The organism is Streptomyces sp. NPDC088785, assembly GCF_044750685.1.
Lineage (GTDB): Bacteria > Actinomycetota > Actinomycetes > Streptomycetales > Streptomycetaceae > Streptomyces.
This window is the reverse complement of sequence record NZ_JBIVKH010000003.1, coordinates 440,255-461,506: the sequence shown is the minus strand read 5'-3', so window position 1 is coordinate 461,506 and position 21,252 is coordinate 440,255. Positions and strand designations below refer to the sequence as shown.

The 21,252-nt window shown below is 73.9% G+C and carries 24 protein-coding genes, 1 tRNA gene and 2 pseudogenes; 12 read left to right on the top strand and 15 right to left on the bottom strand.

The genetic code is table 11. The features are described 5' to 3' along the window. The first annotated feature begins 479 nt into the window (after positions 1–479). Positions 480–553 (top strand) — tRNA-Gly (locus tag ACIP5K_RS12710). On the opposite strand, the gene ACIP5K_RS12705 is transcribed toward ACIP5K_RS12710, so the two are convergent. From ACIP5K_RS12705 to ACIP5K_RS12695, 3 genes and pseudogenes are all read right to left on the bottom strand, one after another. After that, positions 519–644, bottom strand: coding sequence for a hypothetical protein (locus ACIP5K_RS12705; protein ID WP_401409021.1), 126 nt, complete (start codon positions 642–644; stop codon positions 519–521). The genes ACIP5K_RS12710 and ACIP5K_RS12705 overlap by 35 nt on opposite strands. Further along, positions 604–999: pseudogene (locus ACIP5K_RS12700) on the bottom strand (tyrosine-type recombinase/integrase); the annotation flags it as partial. The pseudogene ACIP5K_RS12700 and the gene ACIP5K_RS12705, both read right to left, overlap by 41 nt. A gap of 299 nt (positions 1,000–1,298) precedes the next feature. Then, a complete protein-coding gene (locus ACIP5K_RS12695) occupies positions 1,299–1,583 on the bottom strand; it encodes an acyl carrier protein (protein ID WP_401408391.1) in 285 nt (94 codons plus the stop codon). Between the two features lie 185 nt (positions 1,584–1,768). Between ACIP5K_RS12695 and ACIP5K_RS12690 the strand changes: the two are divergent. Then, positions 1,769–1,995: pseudogene (locus ACIP5K_RS12690) on the top strand (cold-shock protein). Between the two features lie 472 nt (positions 1,996–2,467). Then, positions 2,468–2,764 (top strand): Imm10 family immunity protein, encoded by a 297-nt coding sequence (locus tag ACIP5K_RS12685; protein WP_401408389.1) that lies wholly within the window; start codon positions 2,468–2,470, stop codon positions 2,762–2,764. Positions 2,765–2,995: 231 nt separating this feature from the next. On the opposite strand, the gene ACIP5K_RS12680 is transcribed toward ACIP5K_RS12685, so the two are convergent. After that, positions 2,996–3,433 (bottom strand): NUDIX domain-containing protein, encoded by a 438-nt coding sequence (locus tag ACIP5K_RS12680; protein WP_401408387.1) that lies wholly within the window; start codon positions 3,431–3,433, stop codon positions 2,996–2,998. Positions 3,434–3,622: 189 nt separating this feature from the next. On the opposite strand from ACIP5K_RS12680, the gene ACIP5K_RS12675 reads away from it, so the two are divergent. Beyond that, on the top strand, positions 3,623–3,889 hold the full coding sequence (locus tag ACIP5K_RS12675) for a hypothetical protein (protein WP_401408385.1): 267 nt from the start codon (positions 3,623–3,625) through the stop codon (positions 3,887–3,889). 99 nt (positions 3,890–3,988) lie between these two features. Here ACIP5K_RS12675 and ACIP5K_RS12670 read toward each other — a convergent pair whose 3' ends face one another. From ACIP5K_RS12670 to ACIP5K_RS12660, 3 genes are all read right to left on the bottom strand, one after another. Continuing rightward, complete coding sequence (locus ACIP5K_RS12670) at positions 3,989–4,426, bottom strand: arsenate reductase ArsC (protein WP_401408383.1); 438 nt, start codon at positions 4,424–4,426, stop codon at positions 3,989–3,991. Beyond that, complete coding sequence (gene arsB / locus ACIP5K_RS12665; RefSeq protein WP_401408992.1) at positions 4,419–5,489, bottom strand: ACR3 family arsenite efflux transporter; 1,071 nt, start codon at positions 5,487–5,489, stop codon at positions 4,419–4,421. The genes ACIP5K_RS12670 and arsB overlap by 8 nt, the downstream gene beginning before the upstream one ends. A 152-nt stretch (positions 5,490–5,641) precedes the next feature. Then, positions 5,642–6,037: an ArsR/SmtB family transcription factor gene (locus ACIP5K_RS12660; RefSeq protein ID WP_401408381.1), complete on the bottom strand. Its 396-nt coding sequence runs from the start codon at positions 6,035–6,037 to the stop codon at positions 5,642–5,644. Positions 6,038–6,116: 79 nt separating this feature from the next. Between ACIP5K_RS12660 and ACIP5K_RS12655 the strand changes: the two genes are divergently transcribed. Continuing rightward, positions 6,117–6,614, top strand: a complete 498-nt coding sequence (locus ACIP5K_RS12655) for an ArsI/CadI family heavy metal resistance metalloenzyme (protein WP_401408379.1) — start codon at positions 6,117–6,119, stop codon at positions 6,612–6,614. A 113-nt stretch (positions 6,615–6,727) separates the two neighbouring features. On the opposite strand, the gene ACIP5K_RS12650 is transcribed toward ACIP5K_RS12655, so the two are convergent. After that, entirely contained in the window at positions 6,728–7,303 is a 576-nt protein-coding gene (locus ACIP5K_RS12650) for a TerD family protein (protein WP_401408377.1), read from the bottom strand. A gap of 134 nt (positions 7,304–7,437) precedes the next feature. On the opposite strand from ACIP5K_RS12650, the gene ACIP5K_RS12645 reads away from it, so the two are divergent. Next, complete coding sequence (locus tag ACIP5K_RS12645) at positions 7,438–7,677, top strand: hypothetical protein (RefSeq protein ID WP_401408375.1); 240 nt, start codon at positions 7,438–7,440, stop codon at positions 7,675–7,677. A 16-nt stretch (positions 7,678–7,693) separates the two neighbouring features. On the opposite strand, the gene tatA is transcribed toward ACIP5K_RS12645, so the two are convergent. Beyond that, a complete protein-coding gene (gene tatA, locus ACIP5K_RS12640) occupies positions 7,694–7,942 on the bottom strand; it encodes a Sec-independent protein translocase subunit TatA (protein ID WP_401408373.1) in 249 nt (82 codons plus the stop codon). 90 nt (positions 7,943–8,032) lie between these two features. On the opposite strand from tatA, the gene ACIP5K_RS12635 reads away from it, so the two are divergent. Further along, the gene (locus tag ACIP5K_RS12635) at positions 8,033–9,541 is read left to right on the top strand and encodes an LCP family protein (RefSeq protein WP_401408371.1); all 1,509 of its coding nucleotides are present in this window, start codon (positions 8,033–8,035) and stop codon (positions 9,539–9,541) included. A 72-nt stretch (positions 9,542–9,613) separates the two neighbouring features. On the opposite strand, the gene mgtA is transcribed toward ACIP5K_RS12635, so the two are convergent. Both mgtA and ACIP5K_RS12625 read right to left on the bottom strand, forming a co-directional pair. Then, positions 9,614–12,256 carry a magnesium-translocating P-type ATPase gene (gene mgtA / locus ACIP5K_RS12630; protein WP_401408369.1) on the bottom strand — a complete coding sequence of 881 codons (2,643 nt, stop codon included), beginning with the start codon at positions 12,254–12,256 and terminating at the stop codon, positions 9,614–9,616. Then, positions 12,240–12,611, bottom strand: a complete 372-nt coding sequence (locus ACIP5K_RS12625) for an ArsR/SmtB family transcription factor (RefSeq protein WP_401408367.1) — start codon at positions 12,609–12,611, stop codon at positions 12,240–12,242. The genes mgtA and ACIP5K_RS12625 overlap by 17 nt, the downstream gene beginning before the upstream one ends. A gap of 196 nt (positions 12,612–12,807) precedes the next feature. On the opposite strand from ACIP5K_RS12625, the gene ACIP5K_RS12620 reads away from it, so the two are divergent. Together ACIP5K_RS12620 and ACIP5K_RS12615 are read left to right on the top strand one after the other, a co-directional pair. Next, positions 12,808–13,197, top strand: a complete 390-nt coding sequence (locus ACIP5K_RS12620) for a BlaI/MecI/CopY family transcriptional regulator (protein WP_401408365.1) — start codon at positions 12,808–12,810, stop codon at positions 13,195–13,197. Positions 13,198–13,201: 4 nt separating this feature from the next. Then, positions 13,202–14,140, top strand: coding sequence for a M56 family metallopeptidase (locus ACIP5K_RS12615; RefSeq protein WP_401408363.1), 939 nt, complete (start codon positions 13,202–13,204; stop codon positions 14,138–14,140). Positions 14,141–14,194: 54 nt separating this feature from the next. Here the strand turns inward: ACIP5K_RS12615 and ACIP5K_RS12610 are convergent, their stop codons facing one another. Then, positions 14,195–14,650, bottom strand: a complete 456-nt coding sequence (locus tag ACIP5K_RS12610) for a tellurite resistance TerB family protein (protein WP_401408361.1) — start codon at positions 14,648–14,650, stop codon at positions 14,195–14,197. Between the two features lie 158 nt (positions 14,651–14,808). Between ACIP5K_RS12610 and ACIP5K_RS12605 the strand changes: the two genes are divergently transcribed. The 3 genes from ACIP5K_RS12605 to ACIP5K_RS12595 all read left to right on the top strand — a co-directional run bounded on the left by ACIP5K_RS12605 (position 14,809) and on the right by ACIP5K_RS12595 (position 18,257). Then, positions 14,809–15,834, top strand: a complete 1,026-nt coding sequence (locus tag ACIP5K_RS12605) for a sporulation protein (RefSeq protein WP_401408359.1) — start codon at positions 14,809–14,811, stop codon at positions 15,832–15,834. Positions 15,835–15,912: 78 nt separating this feature from the next. Next, entirely contained in the window at positions 15,913–16,614 is a 702-nt protein-coding gene (locus ACIP5K_RS12600) for a TetR/AcrR family transcriptional regulator (protein ID WP_401408357.1), read from the top strand. Then, positions 16,611–18,257, top strand: a complete 1,647-nt coding sequence (locus tag ACIP5K_RS12595) for an acyl-CoA dehydrogenase family protein (protein ID WP_401408355.1) — start codon at positions 16,611–16,613, stop codon at positions 18,255–18,257. The genes ACIP5K_RS12600 and ACIP5K_RS12595 overlap by 4 nt, the downstream gene beginning before the upstream one ends. A 48-nt stretch (positions 18,258–18,305) precedes the next feature. Here ACIP5K_RS12595 and ACIP5K_RS12590 read toward each other — a convergent pair whose 3' ends face one another. The 3 genes from ACIP5K_RS12590 to ACIP5K_RS12580 form a co-directional block, all read right to left on the bottom strand. Next, on the bottom strand, positions 18,306–19,487 hold the full coding sequence (locus ACIP5K_RS12590; protein WP_401408353.1) for an NAD(P)/FAD-dependent oxidoreductase: 1,182 nt from the start codon (positions 19,485–19,487) through the stop codon (positions 18,306–18,308). 117 nt (positions 19,488–19,604) lie between these two features. Then, positions 19,605–20,552 carry an RNA polymerase sigma factor SigJ gene (sigJ, locus tag ACIP5K_RS12585; protein ID WP_401408351.1) on the bottom strand — a complete coding sequence of 316 codons (948 nt, stop codon included), beginning with the start codon at positions 20,550–20,552 and terminating at the stop codon, positions 19,605–19,607. A gap of 11 nt (positions 20,553–20,563) precedes the next feature. Then, positions 20,564–21,196, bottom strand: coding sequence for a Crp/Fnr family transcriptional regulator (locus ACIP5K_RS12580; RefSeq protein ID WP_401408349.1), 633 nt, complete (start codon positions 21,194–21,196; stop codon positions 20,564–20,566). Positions 21,197–21,252 lie beyond the last annotated feature (56 nt).

The window sequence follows — 21,252 nt, the reverse complement described above, 5'->3', positions numbered from 1 at the left end:
CCTACGACTACCGCTGCCGCCTCTGCCGTGCCTACCGCTGTCGCGGTCCCACAGGAACGGCGTGCCGCAGCCGAGCACACTTCGGACACCGGATGAGCCGGCCGGGACCGAGGCGGTCGGCCTGCTGCATCGGGAACGAAGCGGTACTGAACACGTGCCCTTCGGCACAACGGACGACAGTGCGCTCCAACGAGTCCATCAAAGTCCCGGAATCCCTTCCCCACGAGCCATTGGGCCAGTTTCCTGACCGACGACGGGGTCACATTACGGGATGAAAGGGACGCGGATCCAGGCGGCGCTCCGGCCCCGGGACCCCCCGGAAAAACCCTCGCGCGGTCCGCCCACCGTACGCCTCAACTCCCTTCACCCGCAGTCACTTCCAGGCCGCACAACGCAGCCGGGCCCCGGCGGCTTCAGCGCCCGGGGCCCGGCATGAGGTACAGTGTCCGGCAGTACAGGCCGTTCAACGGCGGTACCACGCGGGTGTAGTTTAATGGTAGAACATAAGCTTCCCAAGCTTAGAGCGCGAGTTCGATTCTCGTCACCCGCTCCATAGTGAAGCCCCGGGCCAGCGGCTCGGGGCTTTTTGCTGCGCGATTCCACTCAGTCGCCGCGAGCCAGATCTCTGCCAGATGCTCGATCACCTGGCTTCCGTGCCACAGCCTGCCGAGCGCTCCTGACACTCCGATCGAGCATCCCGGCGACCTCCTGGTGCCGCTCCTTCTCGGAGTGCTGGTAGATCATCACCGCCTTCTCCGAGGACTGGCCGGCGCGCACCATCGTGTCCTTCAGCGTGGCGCCGGACCGCGTGGACAGCGTGTGCCCGGTGTGGCGCAGGTCGTAGAAGCGGAAGTGATCGGGCAGGCCCGCGACAGCACGGGCCTTGCGCCGGTACCGGCCGAAGGTGCTGCGGCGGAAGGGCTTGCCGCGCTCACCGACGAAGAGCAGCCCATCGGGGCCCTCCTCGGCGAAGGACTCCAGGTGCCAGCGTAGTTCGACGAGGAGGGGGTCCCGTCCGTGACCTAGAGTTTTGCTGGACCGCCTACGACCTGGATCACCTGATACCCGAGCTCGCCTCCCTTCGCTGCGCTCCTGGAGGCAGTGGGGCCGGCCGATGGGGTCCGCGAGTGCGGCTGGTGGGGCCTCCTGTAGAAGAGTTGGGGAGCGCGGGGCGCTCCCGGCGGGTCCGCTGCGCTCCCCCGCCTGACAGTCCTTCCGGCTGCGCCTCCAGAACCAGCCCGCTGACGCGGGCAGTGAGAGGGGCAACAGTCGCCCCTCTCACTGCCGCGGTGGGTGTGCTACTTGGCGGACGCCGCGCGCGCAGCGGCCTGGAGTTCAAGGGCCACATGTGTCAGTGCGGTGGGCGTCTTCGCCTCATACACCTTGAACACTTCGTTGTCCGTGATGGTGATGTCGAACTTCTCTTCCAGTGCGCCCACAACCCGGGTAACCGTCATCGAGTCCATACCGAGTGCCTCCTGGAGGTCGACGTCCGGGCCCACCTCTTCCAGCTCACACTCCGCCTTCTCCGCAATGATGTTGCGGACGGTCTTCAGCGCTTCTTCAAAGCCCATCTCTGCCATGAGCCGGAAGCTAACCGAAGTACCCCCTACCCCGCAGGGTCTCCAATCGATCTTCCCCCGAACGTGGATCCAGCACGGCCACCGCGCGGCCTGGCGAGCTGGATCCACCGCACTTCCCCATCCCTTCCGCAGACTCTTCCGGCTCGCAGCTCTCGGCCGGCCACGGAAGCCGTGAGGTTCCGACCATGGTGACTGCGGCTGTCCGTGAGTGGGACGACGAGCGAGGATGGGGCGTTCTCGACTCCCCCGAGAAACCTCCGGCGCCTACTTCGGCCACTACACCGGCATCCAGGCGACCGGCTTCCGCACGCTGTCGGCCGGACAACAGGTCGACCTCAAGAGAGAAGCGCCCGGCTTCAAGCAGGACGGGTACGAGTATCCCGCTGTGAGCATCCTGGCTCGGACCGCCTGACATCCACGAAGGCGTACGTCCACAGTCTGGCAGGTCCGGGTCAGGGGGCGAATGCGTCGGGCCTGTCCAGGCTGAACGGCGAGCCAAGACGCTTCGGAAACCACTTCTTCTGGAGGGTTACTGCGATGGCGACAGCGACGTCCTTGGGCAGCAAGCCCGGAGAACTGAGCTGGCGCGCTCTAAGAGGATCGGGGAGCGGCTCATCTACCGCTCTACTTGGGCCCGTGCCAGACCTGTGCCAGGTTGGGCAGGGAGCCGCGGGGAATGACGGGCACCGAGGCATCGGCGCCGACGGTCCGTTAGGCCTCTCCCCCGCAGGTCAGACGCCCAACTTCCCCTAGGACACCCAAGCCTCCCAAGCTCAGAGCGCGAGTTCGATTCTCGTCACCCGCTCCATAGTGAAGCCCCGGGCCGGCGGCTCGGGGCTTTTTGCTGTCCACTCTCGGCGGCGGCAAGCGAGAACCCGATATTCATGTGCGACTTCGACGAGCCCGACGCGCAGGAAGTGTCCCTGGGCATGGACACGCACTGCCTTGTCACACCTGACCAGGGCACTGCCTACGGCTGCGTACGCGAAGTGCGGCTGGACAACGACGTACTGCGGGTGACCCTGAATCCTGAGTCGCTGGACGACCTCGGACTGACCGACGCGGTCGTTGAGGCGCTCCTTCGTGCCCCGTCGGAGGACTTGGCACGTATGCGGGAAGTCCTGCCACGCATCCTGCGATACGGACGCCCAGAAGCCCGCCCCCGATTGATCGGTCCGTAACGAGGCTTTCGTACCCCATCCGTTCCCAGCAGACCGGAAACAGGACGCACTGCCAGGTGCTCGTCCGGCCGTCCGCCACGCGGATCCGGACAGGCCCGCAGTGCAGCGCATCGCGGGAGCGGGGGAAGCCGCCGTCGATGAGGGGGATGCCGCTGAGCACGATGCCGGCTGCCGGGGCAACCGGCCCTCAACGTCGAGGACCCTCTGGCGGCAGGTCCGCGGGTCATACGACTAGGCCACGCCCCCGGCCCCGAGCGCGCCGGCGGCGATCGCGCCGCGCAGGACGCGGGTGATCTCCTCGGGCTTGAGGTCGATGCCGTCCAGTGCCTCCGCGGTCAGCGGGATCTCCTCCAGCGCGTACTCGCCGCGTCCCTCGGCGCCGAACTCGGGGCCGGTGCGGTTCTCGAAGGACCACGCCGCGATGCGGGCGAGGTAGAAGAACTGGCACTCGTCGGCGGACTCCATCGTGTGCAGGAGGCGGACGATGTCGGCCTTCCCCGCGATCTCCTCGTGGATCTCCCTGTGGAGGGCGGCCTCCCGGGAGGCGTCGCTCTCCTCGACGCCGCCACCGGGGAGCACCCAGTACACGGGGATTCCGGGCCTGGTGCGGCGGAGGACCAGCATCGTGTCGTGCGCGGTGACGAGGACGGCTCGGACTCGTTCGTTCATGTCGGTCTGTCTCCTTGCCCGTTGGCCACCCCGTCGGCGTGAGGGGTCGCCCCGTGATGAAACGACGCGGACGGGCTGACGCACCGGTGGTTGATCTGGTTCTCCGGGCGGGCTCGATGGTGGGTGGGCGGGTGCGGGTGGGTGTGGGGTGGGTCTCTAGGATCGTGGTCCCCACTCCGCGGAGGCATCATGAAGCGCGCACCCCTGCTCACCGTGGCGGTCCTGTCCGCCGCCCTGCTCACGGCGTGCGCGCAGGAGAAGCCTGAGCTGCGGCCCGCCCGGTCGGCCGGGGAGGGGGCCTGGTTCAAGAGCACCAGGGCCGAGCGCGCGGAGTACTGCGCGGCCTACCGCGCGAACGACCCGCAGCGCCCGATCAAGATCCCGACGTATGCGTCGCAGGAGTCGCGGGACGAGTTCGCCGACGACTTCTACGACGTGCTGAAGAAGAAGTGCTGATGCCGCGCGCGTGCGTCGAGGGGCCTCGCCGTGCCGCCGCGGCGCGCGGGGCCGGGCCGCGCCCGAGCTGCTCCGCTGGCCCCCGCCGCCCGCCGGGGGTCAGCGCCCGTCGCCCGCTGTCCCGGGGCCTGCCGGGGCGATCTCGTCGAGCAGGGCTCGGACGCGGCGTTCGATCTCGTCGCGGACTGGGCGGACGGCCGTGATGTCCTGGCCCGCCGGGTCGGGGAGGCGCCAGTCGAGGTAGCGCTTGCCGGGGAAGACGGGGCAGGCGTCGCCGCAGCCCATGGTGATGACGATGTCGGAGGCCCGGACGGCGTCCGCGGTCAGGATCTTGGGGACCTCGGCGGAGATGTCGATGCCGGCCTCGGCGAGCGCTTCCGTCACGGCCGGGTGCACCGTCTCGGCCGGGGCGGAACCCGCGGAGCGGACCTGGACGCGGCCCGCGGCGAGGTGGGTGAGGAGGGCCGCCGCCATCTGGGAGCGGCCGGTGTTGTGGACGCAGACGAACAGTACCGACGGCGTGGTGGTCTCAGGCACGGGCGGAGTCCTCCCGGGGGGCGGCGGCGGTCGGGGTGTCGAAGTAGCGGCGCGCGTACAGGGCGACGTGCACCAGACCGATGAGGACGGGCACTTCGATGAGCGGGCCGACGACCCCGGCGAGCGCCTGACCGGAGGAGGCGCCGAACGTGGCGATGGCGACGGCGATGGCCAGCTCGAAGTTGTTGCCCGCGGCGGTGAAGGCGAGCGTGGTGGCGCGCGGGTGGTCCAGGCCGACCGCCCTGCCCAGCAGCATGGATCCGGTCCACATCAGAGCGAAGTAGACCAGCAGCGGCAGCGCGATCCGGAGCACGTCCAGGGGGTGGGCGGTGAGGGCGTCGCCCTGGAGCGCGAAGAGCACGACGATGGTGAACAGCAGCCCGTACAGGGCGAACGGGGCGATGCGCGGCAGCAGTTCGGACTCGTAGCGGGCGCGGCCCCGGACCCGCTCGCCGATGCGGCGGGTCAGGAAGCCGGCCACCAGCGGGACCCCGAGGAAGACGAGCACGCTGCCGGCGATCTCCAGGACGGACACGTGGAGTCCGGTCTGCCGCAGGCCCAGCAGGCCGGGCAGGACCTGGAGGTAGATCCAGCCGAGCGCGGAGAACGCGACCACCTGGAACACCGAGTTGAGCGCGACCAGCACCGCCGCCGCCTCCCGGTGGCCGTGGGCCAGGTCGTTCCAGATGATGACCATGGCGATGCAGCGCGCCAGCCCGACGATGATCAGGCCGGTACGGTACTCCGGCAGGTCCGGCAGGAACAGCCAGGCCAGCGCGAACATCAGGGCCGGGCCGACGATCCAGTTCAGGAACAGTGAGGGCAGCAGCAGGCGCCGGTCGCGGGTCACGGTGTCCAGCCGGTCGTAGCGGACCTTGGCCAGCACCGGGTACATCATCACGAGCAGGCCCAGCGCGATCGGCAGGGACACCCCGCTCACGGTCACCGCCGCCAGCGCGTCCCCGATCCCCGGTACCAGGCGGCCCAGGCCGAGCCCGGCGGCCATCGCGGCGAGGATCCACACCGCCAGGTAGCGGTCCAGGAACGACAGGCGTCCCGCCACCGCATCCCGCCGCCCGGGAGCATCCGCCGGGTGCGGTGCGCCGGTCTCCGGTGCGCCGGTCTCCGGTGCGCCGGTCTCCGGTGCGCCGGTCTCCTTCGATCCGGTGTCCGGTGCGCCGGTGTCCGGTACGCCGGTGTCCGGTGCGCCGGTGCTCACGCGTCGGCCGCCGCCCGCGCCGCGGAGGCGCCCGCGGGGCGGGTCAGGACGGCCGCGAGACGGTCCGTCATCTCCGGCAGGAGCCAGTAGTAGACCCACGTGCCGCGCCGCTCGCAGTCGATCAGCCCGGCCTGCCGCAGCAGCTTGAGGTGGTGCGAGATGGTCGGCTGCGACAGGTCGAAGGCGGGCGTCAGATCGCAGACGCAGACCTCCCCGCCCGCCCGGGAGGCGATCATCGACAGCAGCCGCAACCGCACCGGGTCGCCGAGGGCCTTGAAGACCTTCGCCAGCTCAGCGGCCTGGTCCTCGTCCAGCGGCGCGGTCAGCAGCCCCGGGCAGCAGCCGTCCGGATCGCCGTCCCGGCCGGTCCCCGCACGCTCTTGATTCGACATGCGTCTATGTTGACATTCTTCGAATCAGAGCGCAATGCTGCATCGACAGACATCAATGCAGCATGGATGGGAGTTCGTCATGGCCCGCGCTCAACTCGCCCTGCGCGTCAGCGACCTGGAAGCGTCGATCACCTTCTACGCGAAACTGTTCGGCACCCCGCCGGCCAAGCGGCGCGAGGGCTACGCCAACTTCGCGCTCACCGAGCCGCCGCTGAAGCTCGTCCTCATCGCGGGCGAGCCCGGCCAGGAGACGCGCCTCGACCACCTGGGCATCGAGGTCGACTCCACGGACCAGGTCACCGCCGCCACCGGCCGCCTCGCGGACGCCGGCCTGGCGACCTTCGAGGAGAACGACACGTCCTGCTGCTACGCCCTCCAGGACAAGGTCTGGGTGCACGGCCCCGGCCGGGAGCCGTGGGAGGTGTACGTGGTCAAGGCCGACGCCGACACCCTCGGCCCGAGCGCCCGGGCCGGGGCGGGCGGCGAACACCCCCGCACCGGCGGCGAACCCGAGGCGGCGGTGACGCCGGATCCGGCAAACGGCTGCGGCTGCGGCTGCGGCTGCGGCTGCGGCTGATCGCGACTACGGGCGCGCGGCACACCCGGGCGGCCAGGGGCGGGCGTCCGGCGCCGCCCGCCTCCACCACCGGAGGCCGACGCCTGACGCCCGTACCCGCGACAGGAGCCGTGTCAGACGTTCACCCCGAAGTCCAGGGCGATGCCGCGCAGGCCCGAGGCGTACCCCTGGCCCACCGCGCGGAACTTCCAGTCGCCGCCGTGCCGGTACAGCTCGCCGAAGACCATCGCCGTCTCGGACGAGGCGTCCTCGGAGAGGTCGTAGCGGGCGATCTCGGCGCCGCCCGCCTGGTTCACGACCCTGATGAACGCGTTGCGGACCTGGCCGAAGCTCTGGCCGCGCGACTCCGCGTCATGGATCGACACCGGGAAGACGATCTTGTCGACCTCGGCGGGGACGGCCGCCAGGTCCACCTTCACGCTCTCGTCGTCGCCCTCGCCCTCACCCGTGAGGTTGTCACCGGTGTGCTCGACGGAGCCGTCCGGGCTGGTGAGGTTGTTGTAGAAGATGAAGTGCCGGTCCGAGAGGACCTTTCCGGACGCGTCGCACAGCAGCGCGCTCGCGTCGAGGTCGTAGTCGGCGCCCGTCGTGGTGCGCACGTCCCAGCCCAGGCCCACCAGGACCGCGGTCAGTCCGGGCGCCTCCTTGCTCAGGGACACGTTGCCACCCTTGGCCAGGGAAACTCCCACTGCTCCTACCTCCGTCGCTCCGTCGCTCACGTCGCTCACGTCGCCGCGCCCCGTGGCCCGGCGGGCCGTCACCCCGTCAACGCGTGCGCCGGGGCGATCGTTCCTACGGTTGCGCAATGTTTAAAGTAATGACCATGAACCCACACGTTCCAGCAGCCGGGGAGCTCGCCGTCCTCGACGGCGGGCCCGCCCACGGGCTGCGGCTGCGCGTCACGGACCGGCCGCCGGTCGTGCAGATCACCCGCCCCTGCGCGCTGGAGGGGCCGCCCGGGACACCGCCGGGACTGCGCGCCGAGGCCCTCTACGTCTACCGGCGCGACCTGAGCCGCCACGACGAACCTTTGCGCTACGGATTCGACGGAGCCAGCCCGTGAGGCGGCCCGCTCCGGGCTAGCGCGGCCCCGCGACCCCCTCCGCGGCCCCCTCCGTGTCGCCCGGCCGCGCCCGCCGCTCCGTACCCTCGTCACCCTCGTCACCCTCGCCACTCCCGTCCTTCATCGCCTGCGTCTCGCTCTTCAGGATGCGCAGCGACCTGCCCAGGGAACGGGCGGTGTCCGGGAGCTTCTTCGAGCCGAAGAGCAGGATGATCACGAGAGCGACGACCAACAGGTGCCAGGGCTCTAGGGCGTTGCGGAACATGGGGCCACCTCTCTCAGGTTCACTTGCTACATTGCGCAACCGTACAACCTTGCGTACTGCTTTCCGCATCCACAGGACGAGGGCACACAGATGACGCGGACATCCGAGGCGCGCGGCGGGGGCGCCCGGCGCCGGACCGGGCGGCGGCAGCGGCGGCGGCTGCGGCCGGCGCTCGTGGTCGGGCTGTCGTTCCTCGTGCTGGTCACCGCGGGCGCGGGCTGGCTCTACCTGCGGCTGAGCGGCAACATCGACACCTTCTCCGCCGACGGCGTCTCCAAGAACCGGCCGGACGCCGACGCCTCCAAGGGCGAGAACGTCCTGGTCATCGGCACCGACGCGCGGACCGGCGGCAACAGCGACCTCGGCGGCGGCGACAAGAGCGACGTCGGCCGCTCCGACACCGCGTTCCTGCTGCACGTCTACGCCGATCACCGGCACGCCGTCGGCGTCTCCATACCCCGCGACACCCTGGTCACCGTCCCGCCGTGCAAGCTGCCCGACGGATCGTGGAGCCCGACGCGGACCGACGTGATGTTCAACGCCGCGTACTCGACCGGCGAGACCGCCGAGGGCAACCCCGCCTGCACCCAGAACACGGTGGAGAAGCTGACCGGGCTGCGCGTCGACCACACCGTCGTCGTCGACTTCCTGGGCTTCTCCAAGCTCACCGAGGTCGTCGGCGGGGTGCGGGTCTGCCTGCCCGACGACCTCTACCAGCAGGACCTCGACCCGCACCGCGCGAGCCGGGGCGCGCGGATCTTCACGAAGGGCGTGCAGAGCGTGTCCGGGCAGCGGGCCCTGGACTACGTGCGCATCCGGCACGGCATCGGCGACGGCTCCGACATCGGCCGCATCAGACGCCAGCAGGCGTTCGTGTCCAGCCTCATCAAGAAGATCAAGGACGACGGGTTCACACCCACCCGGCTGCTGCCGCTCGCCGACGCCGCGACGAAGTCGATGACCGTCGACAGCGGGCTGGGCTCGGCCGACAAGCTCCTGTCGTTCGCCATGTCGATCAAGGACGTGGACCTGCACAACACCAAGTTCCTCACCGTCCCCTGGAAGTACCAGGGCAGCCGGGTCGCCGTCGTGCAGCCCGACGCCGACGCCCTGTGGGCCTCCCTCAAGGACGACCGCACCCTCGACGGGAAGGACGCCAGCGGCGGGAGGGCGGCCCGGGCCGTCGCGGCGCCGTCGGCCGCCGCCACCGGGGACGTGGACGGCGCGGGTGCGTCCGTCGCCGTCTACAACGGCACCACGACCGCCGGTCTCGCCGGGGACGCCGCCCGGCTGCTCACCGCGCACGGCTTCGCCGTCAGCGCCACCGCCAACGCCGCCGCCCAGGACCACGCCACGACCACCGTCACCTACGGCGCCGGGCAGCGGGCCGCCGCGCAGGACCTCGCCCGGCTCTTCCCCGGCGCCGTCCTCACCGGCGGGACCGGACTGAGCGTCGTGCTCGGCTCCGGCTACGCCCCCGGGGCCACGGCACCGGCCACCGCGGCCCCGGCCCCGGCGCCGACCGCCGTGCCGTCCGGCGTCGCCGCCGGGGCCCGCTCCGCCGACGACGACATCTGCTCCCACCTGTCCTACGGCTGACGGCCTGTCCTACGGCTGACGGCCTGTCCTACGGCTGACGGCCGACGGGCCCCACGGGCGGCGGGCCGGGGTCTACGGCCGGGCCGGGTCGGGGAGTTGCGGCATCCGGCGGCGCAGGGCCACCAGCGCCGCCGCGTACAGCGCGAGGACCGCGGCGAGCAGCGGGTAGTAGACGAGCGGCAGGCCCGTCATGCCCAGCGGCGGGCCGAGCGGGGTGAGCGGCAGCAGCACGCCGACGGCCGCGAGGGCGGTCGCCGCGCCGCGCACCGGGCGGGGCGTGCGGCCCTCGGCGGCCCGGCGGCCGGTGCGCAGCAGCAGCATGACGAGGGCCTGCGTCAGCAGGTTCTCGGTGAACCACCCGGCGTGGAAGCCCTCCTGGTCGCCGAGGTCCAGGGCGCCCGGCAGGCACCAGGCGAGGACGCCGAAGGTGGTGAGGTCGGCGAGCGCGCCCAGCACGCCGAAGCCGGTGAGCGAGCGCAGGAAGGCGCGCGGGCGCAGGACCGTGGGGCGGCGCAGCGCGGCGGGGTCGGGGCGGTCGTGGGCGAGGGCGAGCTGGGCGCCGTCGGAGCACAGGTTCTGCACCAGGACCTGTGCCGGGAGCATCGGCAGGAACGGCAGCAGCAGGCCGGCGGCGAGCATCGCGATGACGTTGCCGAGGTTGGAGGAGAGCGTGATGCGCAGGTAGGAGGCGATGTTCGCGCTGGAGTGCCGGCCCGCGTCGACGGCGTGGCCGATGGCGGTGAGGTCCTTCTCGGCGAGCACCACGTCGGCGTCCTCGCGGGCCACGTCGACGCCGTCGCGGGGGCAGACCCCGACGTCGGCGGCGCGCAGCGCGGGCAGGTCGTTGACGCCGTCGCCGAGGAAGCCGACGGTGTGCCCGGCCCGGCGCAGGGCGGCGACGACGCGGGCCTTGTCGGCGGGGGCGCAGCGGGCGAAGACCGTGGTGCGGGCGGCGAGTTCGGCGAGTTCCCGGTCGCCGAGGTCCGCGGTGCGCGCGCCCGTGGCCACCTCGCCGGGGTCGATGCCCAGGTCGCGGCAGGCGCGGGCGGCGGTGGCCGGGTGGTCGCCGGTGAGGACCTTGACGGTGACGCCCCGGCCGGCGAGGGCCCGTACGGCGTCGTGGGCGGTGTCGGCGAGCGCGTCGTGGAAGGCGACGAGACCGCGGAAGGTCAGCCCGCGCTCGTCGGCCGGGGTGTGGCCGCGGGCCCGGGCGGGGCGTCGCGCGGTGCCCACGGCCAGCAGCCGCACGCCCTCGCCGGCGGCCTCGGTGGCGCGGGCCAGCAGCCCGGCGCGGTCGGCCGGGTCGTCGAACGCGCACCGCTCGACGACCTCCTCCACCGCGCCCTTGACGACGAGGAGGTGGGTGCCGAGCGCGCCGGGTTCGCGCACGACGGCGGTGGCGAGGCGGCGGACGGGGTCGAAGGGGAGCGCGTCGACGGGGTCGTAGGCCTCGACGCGGTCGAGGTCGGCGCCGTCGAGCAGGGCCCCGTCCAGCGGGTCGGGGTGCGGCAGTTCGGCCGCCTGGAGCGTCCACCAGGCGCTGACGGCGGCCCAGTGCAGGGCCTCGGGGTCGGTGCGCCCGGTGTCGACGACCGGCCGGTCCCGGGTGAGGGTGCCGGTCTTGTCGACGCAGAGCACGTCGACGGCGCCGAGGTCGTGCAGGGCGGGCAGGCGCCGCACGATGACGCCGTGGCCGCGGGCGAGCAGGGCCGCGCCGCGCGCGAGGCAGGTGGTGACGATGACCGGCAGCATCTCCGGGGTCAGTCCGACCGCGACGGCGACGGCGAACGGCAGGGTCTCCAGGCCGCGGCCGCGCAGCGCGGCGTTCGCCATCAGCACCAGCGGCGGGGTGATCAGCATGAAGCGGATCAGGGTCCAGGAGATGCCGTGCACGCTGCGGTCGAAGGCGCTGAGCGGGGCCGGGTCCGCGCCGCCCGGGGCGCGCTCGGCGTCCCGGCCGCGCCCGGTGCCGCGGACGGCGGCGAACCGGGTGTCCGCGCCGCTCGCCACGACGACGCCGGTGCCGCCGCCCGAGGCGACGCTGCTGCCCTGGAAGCACAGGTGCGCGGTGTCCCCGGCGGCCGGGGCGTCCGCGGGGCGTTTGGCGGCCGGTGCCGACTCGCCGGTGAGCGCCGCCTGCTGGACGGTGAGCCCGTGGGCCTTGAGCAGGCGCAGGTCGGCGGGGACGAGGTCGCCCGGCGCGAGCCGCACCACGTCCCCCGGCACCAGGTCGTCGACGGGGATCTCGCGGGTCCGGGGTTCGGCGTCGGCGCGGTCCCTGCGCCGCACGGTGGCGGTCCCCGCGACCAGCTCGCGCAGCCCGGCGCCCGCCCGGTCGGCGCGGTGCTCGCCGTGCGCGCGCAGCGCACAGCTGACGACCACCAGGGCGAGGATGACGCAGGCGGTGCCCCACGCGGAGACGACGGCGGAGACCAGCCCGAGGCAGAACAGGACGGCGGTGAACGGGTCGCGCAGGCTGTGCCAGAACCGTGCGGGCAGGGAGATGTGCCGGGCGGTGGGCAGGGTGTTCGGGCCGTGCCGGGCCAGCCGCCGGCCGGCCTCGGCCTCGGTCAGGCCGCGCGGTCCGGTGTCCAGGGCGCGCAGGGTCAGCAGGACGGTCCGGTCACCGGCGGCCGGGCCCGCGGGGGGCGCCGGCCGGGGTCCCGGGCCGGGGTCGGACAGGGCCACGGCGGTGCCTTCAGGCTCCCGCGCCACGCAGCCGGCGCACGGGGGCCCCGGCCAGCTCGGCACGCTCGGTCAGCTGTCCGACCATCAGCCGCACGACGGTGACGACGTCGGGGTCGTCGACGTAGTACACCTGCCGGCGGCCCTCCCGGCGGGAGCGGACGAGTCCGGCGAGCTTCAGTTTCGTCAGGTGCTGGCTGACGGCGGGCAGCGCGCCGCCCACCCGCTCGGCGAGGCCGGTGACGTCGCTCTCGCCCTGGGCGAGCGCCCACACCATGTGCAGCCGGACCGGGGAGGCGAGGAGGCCGAACGCCTCGGCCGCCTGGCCGAGCACGTCGGCGGACGGATCGTCGGACCGCCCCGAACCGCCAGACCCTGACCTCACCGATCCACTCCTGTCCCGTGTCCCGCCCGCCGGCCGCCCGGAATGCCGGCCGTCCGGAATCGGGCGCTCCGCACCCGCGGTTCCGGCCGCAAGTCTAGGGGCGGCGGGCCCGGGGCCGCTCCGGAGCGGGCGAGCGGGGATGATGGAGGGGCCCGACGCCGCAGGGGGCGGCCCCCGTGACACCTGGAGGAGCAGCGTGCCGGATCCACGTCGACAGCACCGTCGCCGCGCGCAGGGCGAACTGGAGCTCGCGGTCCTGGCCGCGCTGCGCTCGGCGGACGGGCCGGCCAACGCCGGCTGGGTGCGCGACCGGCTCGGCGGCGACCTCGCGTACACCACGGTCATCACGATCCTGGCCCGGCTGCACGCCAAGGACGTCGTCACGCGCGAGCGCGCGGGGCGGTCGTTCGTGTGGACCCCGACGTCCGACGAGGCGGGGCTGGCCGCGCTGAAGATGCGCAAGGTGCTGGACGGGGAACCGGACCGGGAGGCCGTCCTGGCCAGCTTCGTCACCTCGCTGCCGGAGGGCGACGAGCAGGTGCTGCGGGCCCTGCTGGAGCGCGCCGACGAGGAAGCCGGATCCTGAGGCCGTGGGCGTCTTCGTCTTCCTGCCGCTGGTGCTGCCGCTGACGGCCTGGCCGGTGGCCAGGCTCGCCGCGCACCGGCTCCATCCGCGCACGGCGACCCGGCTGCTCACGGCCGTGGCCGGGGTGATGGCCGGGTGCAGCACGCTGTGCCTGGCGCTGCTGATGGTGGTCGGCACGGCGCAGCTGCCGGGCAATCCGCTCCCGGACGGCTGGTCGGACCCGGAGGTGCGGGCCGCGGTGCCGCAGGACGAGATCGCGGGCAAGGCGGCCATCCCGGCGCTGCTCGCGGTCGTCGCGGCCGGGGCGCGCACGCTGTGGCGGCACGCGGCGCTGCGGCGGCGGGCCCACACGGCGCTGGCCGGGCTGCCCGCCACCGAGGTCGCGGTGCTGCCCGACGCGCAGGCGTACGCGTACGCGCTGCCCGGGCGGCGCGGCGGGCGCGGGCGGGTCGTCGTCAGCACCGCGCTGCTCGCGCGGCTGCGGCCGGCCGAGCGGCGGGCCGTGTTCGCCCATGAGCGGGCGCATCTGGCGGCCCGGCACCACCGGCATCTGCTCACCGTCCGGCTGGCGGCGCGGCTCAATCCCTTTCTGCGGCCGCTGAGTTCGGCCGTGTCGTACGCGGCGGAGCGCTGGGCGGACGAGGAGGCCGCCGCCCGGGTGGGTGACCGCAGGGCGGTCGCGCGGGCCATCGGCAAGGCGGCCCTGTCCGGCGGCCCGGCCCGCGAGCCGCTCTTCGCGGGGCTGGCCGCGCCGGGGCCGGTGCCGCGCCGGATCGCGGCCCTGCTGGCACCGGCCCCGCCCGCGCCGGTCCGGCCCGCCGCGTTCACCCCCGTGGGTCTCGCCGTGTGGACGGCGGGGGCGGGGGCGGCGGCCTCGGCGACGGCGTCGGCGAACTCGGCGGTGACCCTGGCCTTCACCCTGCACGCCGCGACCCCGTGGTGATCCCGGGCGGGCGGGCCGGGCGCCGTGCGGCGGGCGGGAGTTCGGCGACCGGCCCTAGAGGTCGAACTCGTGCGGGGGCAGGCCCAGCATCTGACACGCCTCGCGCACGGCGGCCCGCTCGGTGGCGTCGAAGTCGCCGTCGGCGCCGCCGATGACGATGCCGATCTGGATGACGGCGCGCGCCTCGGCCTCCTTCTTCCTGGCCTTGGCGACCTCCTGGAGGACGCCGACCCTGCCGAGGTCGAAGTCGGCGGCCAGCCTGTCCAGGTTGGCCTCGAAGCGGCGCTGAAGGTCGTCCGCCGGGAAGTTCTGCAACACCTCGTTGCCCGTGATGAGTTGGGCGACGCGGCGGCGCTCCGAGGCGTCGATGGTGCCGTCCGCGGCGGCGACCAGCGCGCACATCGCCATCGAGGCGTCCCGGAAGGCGCCCGACTTCAGATCGTTCTTCTTCGCCACCAGCTGCGTCTGCATCGTCGACGCGGATTCCTTGATGCGGTCCCACAGGGCCACGCGTGTTCCTTCGGTCGAGGGCGGGCTTTCTTCTACAACACTGTAGAAACTCTCCGCCCCGCGAAAAGGTTCCGCCCCGCCGCCCCGTCTATTGTTCTACGCGTCTGTAGAACATGGTCCGCGCGCGCGGGCCCGCACACAAGGGAGTGAACGCCCCGATGGTGTTCAAACGACTGCTCGGCTCACTCGGCGTGGGCGGCCCGACCGTCGACACCGTCCTCGCTCCCGGGGCCGCCGCGCCCGGCTCCACCCTGGCGGGCCAGATCCGGCTCACCGGCGGCAGCGGCGACTTCGACGTCGAGCACCTCGCCCTGGAGCTGGTCGCCCGGGTCGAGACCGAGGACTCCGGCACCGGCGGGGACGGCCACGGCGGTGTCGTCTTCGACCGGTTCGTGGTCGGCGGCGGCTTCCGGCTGACGGCGGGCGCCGAGCACACCGTGCCGTTCTCGGTGCCGCTGCCCTGGGAGACCCCGGTCACCGAGCTGTACGGGCAGGGGCTCGGCGTCGCCCTGGGGGTGCGCACCGAGCTGTCGGTGGCCGGCGCCCGGGACAAGGGCGACCTCGACCCGCTCGCCGTCGCCCCGCTCCCGGCGCAGGAGGCGGTCCTGGAGGCGTTCGGCCGGCTCGGGTTCGGCTTCAGGTCGGCCGATCTGGAGTACGGGCGTATCGGCGGCACCGGCCAGCGGCTCCCCTTCTACCAGGAGATCGAGCTGACCCCGGCGCCGCGGTACGCGCACGCGGTCGACGAGATCGAGGTGACCTTCCTCGCCGCCCCCGACGGCATGGAGGTGATCCTGGAGGCCGGCCGGCGCCACGGCCACGACGCGCTCACCCGCTTCACCGTCGCGCACGAGGGCCTCCACCACCACGACTGGAACGCGCTGGTCGACGGCTGGGTCCGGCAGCTCGTGGAGCACCGCGCGGCGTACGGCGCGCACCCCGCGTACGACCCCGCGTACGACCACGGGTACGACGGCGGACACGACCACGGGTACGAGGGCGGAGACCGCTCGGGGCCCGGCGTCGGGACGGCCGTCGCGGCGGGCGCGGCCGGGCTCGCCGTGGGCGTGGCCGGCGGGCTCGTCGCCGCCGAAGTCGTCGACGAGGTGGGGGACTTCTTCGAGGACGACGAGGATGACGAGGACGACGAGGAGGGCGAGGAGGGCGAGGAGGGCGAGGACTGACCCTCCGGCGCCCGGGCCCGTGCGGACGCGGCGCCGGGGGCCATGGCGCGATGGTCTGAATGGTGGTTCACTGCTTGCATGGCCTACCGCAAGACGCCCGCCGAACTGCGCCGCCTCGACGCCGCCCGCGAGCACCTGATCGCCCGCGCCACCGCCGTCGTCGCCGAGGTCGGCTGGGCCCAGGCGTCGGTGACGGCCGTCGCGGACTCGGCGGGCATCGCGGCGGGCTCCGTCTACCAGCACTTCCCGTCGAAGTCCGCGCTCGCCGTCGAGGTCTTCCGGCGGGCCGCCGGACACGAGGTGGCGGTCCTGGACGAGGTGCTGCACGGCCCCGGCGACGCCGTCGCGCGACTGGCCCACGGCGTCGGCGTGTTCGCCCGCCGCGCGCTGGAGAACCGCGGCCTGGCCTACGCGCTGCTCGCCGCCCCCGCCGAACCGGCGGTCGGCGCCGAGCGCCTCGACTTCCGCCGCCGCTACCGCGCGCTCTTCGCCGACGTGGTCCGCGAGGGCGTCGCGGCCGGCCTGCTGCCCGCGCAGCACCCCGGGATCACCGCCGCCGCGCTCACCGGCGCCGTCGGCGAGGTCCTCGCGTACCCGCTGGGCGCCCCGGACGGCACCGCCGACGACGCCACCGGCACCACCGGATCCACCGGATCCACCGGATCCACCGATGCTCTGCTCGCCGAACTCACCGCCGCCGTGCTGCGCTGCGCGGGCGCCGACCCCGCCCGCGACCGGCCGACCGGACCCGCCCGCCCCGACCCGCAGGAGCCCTCATGACCGCGCCGAGCCGCCCGGCATCCGCCACCCACGAGGTCACCAACCAGGCCCCGCCCCTCACCGGCCACGACGCCGCCGACGACCCGGTGCTGCTGGCCGGCGTGCGGCGCGAGGGCGCCGGCTGGCACCTCGACGACCTGCACCGCTTCGGCAGGCTCGCCGGCAGCGAGGAGGCCCGCGCCTGGGCCGAGCAGGCCAACCGCCACGAGCCCGAACTGCGCACCCACGACCGCTACGGCCACCGGATCGACGAGGTCGACTTCCACCCCGCCTACCACTCCCTGATGCACGCCACCGTCGGCGCGGGCGCCGCCGGCGCGGCCTGGGCCGACGAGCGGCCGGGCGCGCACGTCGCCCGCGCCGCGACGTTCATGGTGGCCACCATGATGGAGCAGGGCCACATGTGCCCGGTCTCCATGACCTACGCGGTGATCCCCGCCCTGCGCCGCGCGCCCGACCTCGCCAAGACCTATGAACCGCTGCTCACCTCCACCGTCTACGACCCGGGACTGCGCACCCCCACGGACAAGCGCGGGCTGCTCGCCGGGATGGGCATGACGGAGAAGCAGGGCGGCACCGACGTGCGCGCCAACACCACGGCGGCGGTCGAACAGGCCGACGGCAGCTGGCGGTTGCGCGGCCACAAGTGGTTCACCAGCGCCCCCATGAACGACCTGTTCCTCGTCCTCGCGCAGGCGCCCGGCGGGCTGTCCTGCTTCCTGCTGCCGCGCGTGCTCCCCGACGGCAGCCGCAACACCTTCCGCATCCAGCGCCTGAAGGACAAGCTCGGCAACCGCTCCAACGCCTCCAGCGAGCCCGAGTTCGACGACACCGTCGCCTGGCTGGTCGGCGAGGAGGGCAAGGGCGTGCGCACCATCATCGACATGGTGACGATGACCCGCCTCGACTGCGTCCTCGGCTCGGCCGGACACCTCCGCGAGGCGCTGGCCCAGGCCGCCCACCACACCCGCCACCGCGCGGTGTTCGGCGCCAAGCTGATCGACCAGCCGCTGATGCGCAACGTCCTGGCCGACCTGGGCCTGGAGTCGGAGGCCGCCACCACGCTCGGGCTCCGCCTGGCGGGGGCGGCCGACCGGGCCCAGCGCGGCGACTCCGGCGAGCGCGCGTTCCTGCGGCTCGCGACCGCCGTCGCCAAGTACTGGGTGTGCAAGCGGCAGCCCGGGTTCGTCGCGGAGGCCCTGGAGTGCCTCGGCGGCAACGGCTACGACGAGGCGTCGGGCATGCCGAGGCTGTACCGCGAGGCGCCGCTGAACGGGATCTGGGAGGGCTCGGGCAACGTCAACGCGCTCGACATGCTGCGCGCCCTGGCCCGCGAGCCCGCGTCCCTGGAGGCGTTCCGCACGGAGGTCGAGGCCGCGTCCGGCGCGGACCGGCGCCTCGACACCGCCTGGCGGGAGCTGAAGGAGCAGCTGGTGCTCACCGAGGACGCCCCGGTGCGGGCCCGCCGCGTCATCGAGCGGGCGGCCCTGGTGCTCCAGGGCGCGCTGCTCGTGCGGCACGCGCCGGGCCCGGTCGCCGACGCGTTCTGCGCGTCGCGGCTCGGCGGCGACCAGGGCCTGGCGTTCGGCACGCTGCCGCCGTCGACGGACTTCGCGGCCCTCCTCGACCGGCTGCCCGCCTGACCCTCCGGGCGCCGGGCGGGCACCGGGCAGTTACCGGGCAGGCAGCCGTCAGGCCGCCGTCGTCCTGCGGTGGCCGCCGGGCAGGCCGAAGGTGGGGTGGGCGACGCTCCAGGCGGCGCCCTTGCAGACGAGTTCCTTGTAGCGGGCGGCCGTGCGGCCGGTCAGGGCCGCGCGGACCGCGCGGTCGTCGGCGGTGACGTACTGGATCAGGGCCTCCCGGCGGCCCAGCGAGACGCACCGGTTGACGTAGCGGAACGACACGTGCGGCATCCTGCCGCCGGTCAGGCGGGCCGCGATCGCGTCGGCGGCCTGCCAGGACATGGGCAGGCCCGAGGCGCACGACATCCGCAGCGGCCTGCCGCCCGCGCCCTCCACGAGCGCCGCGTCGCCGACGGCGTAGACGTCGGGGTGGGAGGCGGCGCGCAGCGTGCCGTCGACGATGATCCGGCCGGTGTCGGAGACCTCCAGGGTGGTCGCCTTCGCGATCGGGTGGACGGCGAACCCGGTGGTCCACAGGGTCACCGCGGCGGGCAGCGCCGTGCCGTCGGCGGTGGTGACCCGGTCCTCCCCGACGGCCGTCACCTCGGTGTGCTCGCGCACCGTGATGCCGAGCCGGGCCGTGACCCGGCGCAGGTGGGCGCGCCCCCTGGGGGAGAACTCCGCGCCGAGCCCGCCGCGGACGACGAGCGTGACGGCCAGGTCGGGGCGGGTCTCGGCGATCTCGGTGGCGGCCTCCAGGCCGGTGAGGCCGCCGCCGACCACGACCACCGGCCGTCCCGCGGCGAGTGCGGCCAGCCGCCCGCGCAGCCGCAGGGCGCCGGGGCGGCTCGCGATCTGGTCGGCGTGCGCGGCGGCGCCGGGGACGCCCCGGTCGTCCCAGCCGCTGCCGAGGGCGTACACGAGGGTGTCGTACGGCAGGACCCCCGCGCCGTCACCGGCGCCGTCGCCGTCGCCGGTCGTGAGGGTCACCTCCTTGCGGTCGGCGTCGACGGCGGTGACCCGCGCGATCCGCACCTCGACGCCCGTCCCGGCGAACAGGTCGCGCAGCGGGCGGCGGGCGAGGTCGTGTCCGGTGGCGAGCTGGTGCAGGCGGACGCGCTCGACGAAGTCGGGTTCCGCGTTGACGAGGGTGATGCGGACGTCGTCGCGGTGCAGTCGCCGGGCGAGGCGGCCGGCCGCGCCGGCTCCGGCGTAACCGGCGCCGAGGACGACGATGCGATGCTGCTGCATGGCGGGCTCCCGTGGTTCTGGCCGCCCCGTCGGCGGGCGGGCTCACCTCTTGAACCGGACGGCCCGCCGTTTCCTGACACCCCTGCGCGTGACGTGCGCCACACGGCCGCGGCCCGGTCAGAAGGCCACCGTCAGCACCGGCTCCCCGTGGTCGGCGGCGGCCCAGCGGCGGGTGGCGCGCGCCAGCTTGTCGGGGTTGACCTGGTTGCGGAACGCGGCGATGCCGTCGGCCCCGACCTCCGGGCACATGATCCCGACGACCCGGCCGTCCAGGACCGCGACGGCCGCCACCGCGCCGTTGGCCGCCGTGACGTACACCGCGGGCGAGCCGCCGACGAGGTCCCGCTTGGCCCGGCCGGGCGTGAACAGGCCGCGCATGAAGGTGGCGACCGCCTTCGCGCCGACGAACGCGGCGGCCCGCGCCGGGACCTTCCCGCCGCCGTCGCCGAGCGCGGTGGCGTCCTCGGTGAGCAGCGCGACCAGCGGCTCGGTGCGGCCACTGGCGGCGGCCAGCAGGAACTCGGTGACGACGCGCCGCGCGGCGGCCTCGTCGACCTCGGCGCGGGTGCGGCCCTCCGCGACGTGCCGCCGGGCGCGGTGGAAGAGCTGCTGGCTGGCGGACTCGCTGAGATCGAGGATCTCGGCGATCTCCCGGTGGGAGTACGCGAACGCCTCCTTCAGGACGTACACCGCCCGCTCGTTCGGGCTCAGCCGCTCCAGCAGCACGAGGACCGCGTACGAGACCGACTCGCGCTGCTCGGCGGTGCCGGCCGGGCCGAGCATCGGGTCACCGGCGAGCAGCGGCTCCGGCAGCCACGCCCCGACGTACGTCTCGCGGCGGGCGCGGGCCGACGCCAGCTGGTTGAGGCAGTGGTTGGTGAGCACCTTGGTCAGCCAGGCCTCGGGCACCTCGATCCGCCCGGTGTCGGCGGCCTGCCAGCGCAGGTACGTCTCCTGCGCGGCGTCCTCGGCCTCGCTCGCCGAGCCGAGCAGCCGGTAGGCGAGGGCCTCCAGGCGGGGCCTGGCGGCCTCGAAGCGGTCCACGTCGCGCACGGTCACGGCCATGGCACCGGATCCTAACCCGGTGCCATGGCCGCCCCCCGGGCCCGCGGCGGGCGCCCGCCGCGGGCCGTCAGTGGCGCGCGCCCCGCAGGATCCGCTCGACGCGCGTGGGTGAGGCGGCAGCCGATGACCACGCCGCCGTCACCGGGCCGCCCGTAGGCGGTGGCCAGCTCCACGAGGAGGCGGGCGAGGCGGGCCTTGGCGGAGTAGCCGCGGAAGTCGAGGCGGCGCCGGTTGGCCCAGCGCAGCCGGTCGCTGACGATGCCCGCCAGGGCCATGGCGATCTCCGGGCGCCGCATCAACAGGGCGTGCAGGTCGGCCTGTTGGAGGATCCGGCTGGTGACCCGGCCGCAGGCGGTGACCGTCGCCGAGCGCGGCGAGCCGTCCATGGCGGCCATCTCGCCCACGGTGTCGCCGCCGACGCGCACGGCGAGCAGCGACACCTCCCCGTTCTCCACCCCGGCCGTGACCTTGGCGAAGCCCGACAGCAGGAGCACGACGTGCCGGTCGCGCCGCCCCTCGTGCAGCAGCACCTCGCCCTGTTCGAAGACGGCCGCGGTGCCCAGCTCCAGCATCTCCTTGCGCGCCGGCGGGGAGAGCACCCCCAGCAGGCTGCGTGCGGGCCACTCCTGCGTGCCGTTCGACATACGCGTGGACCTCCCCCGTCCCGGGCTCCTGCGCGCGCCCGGTGGACCATCCTGCC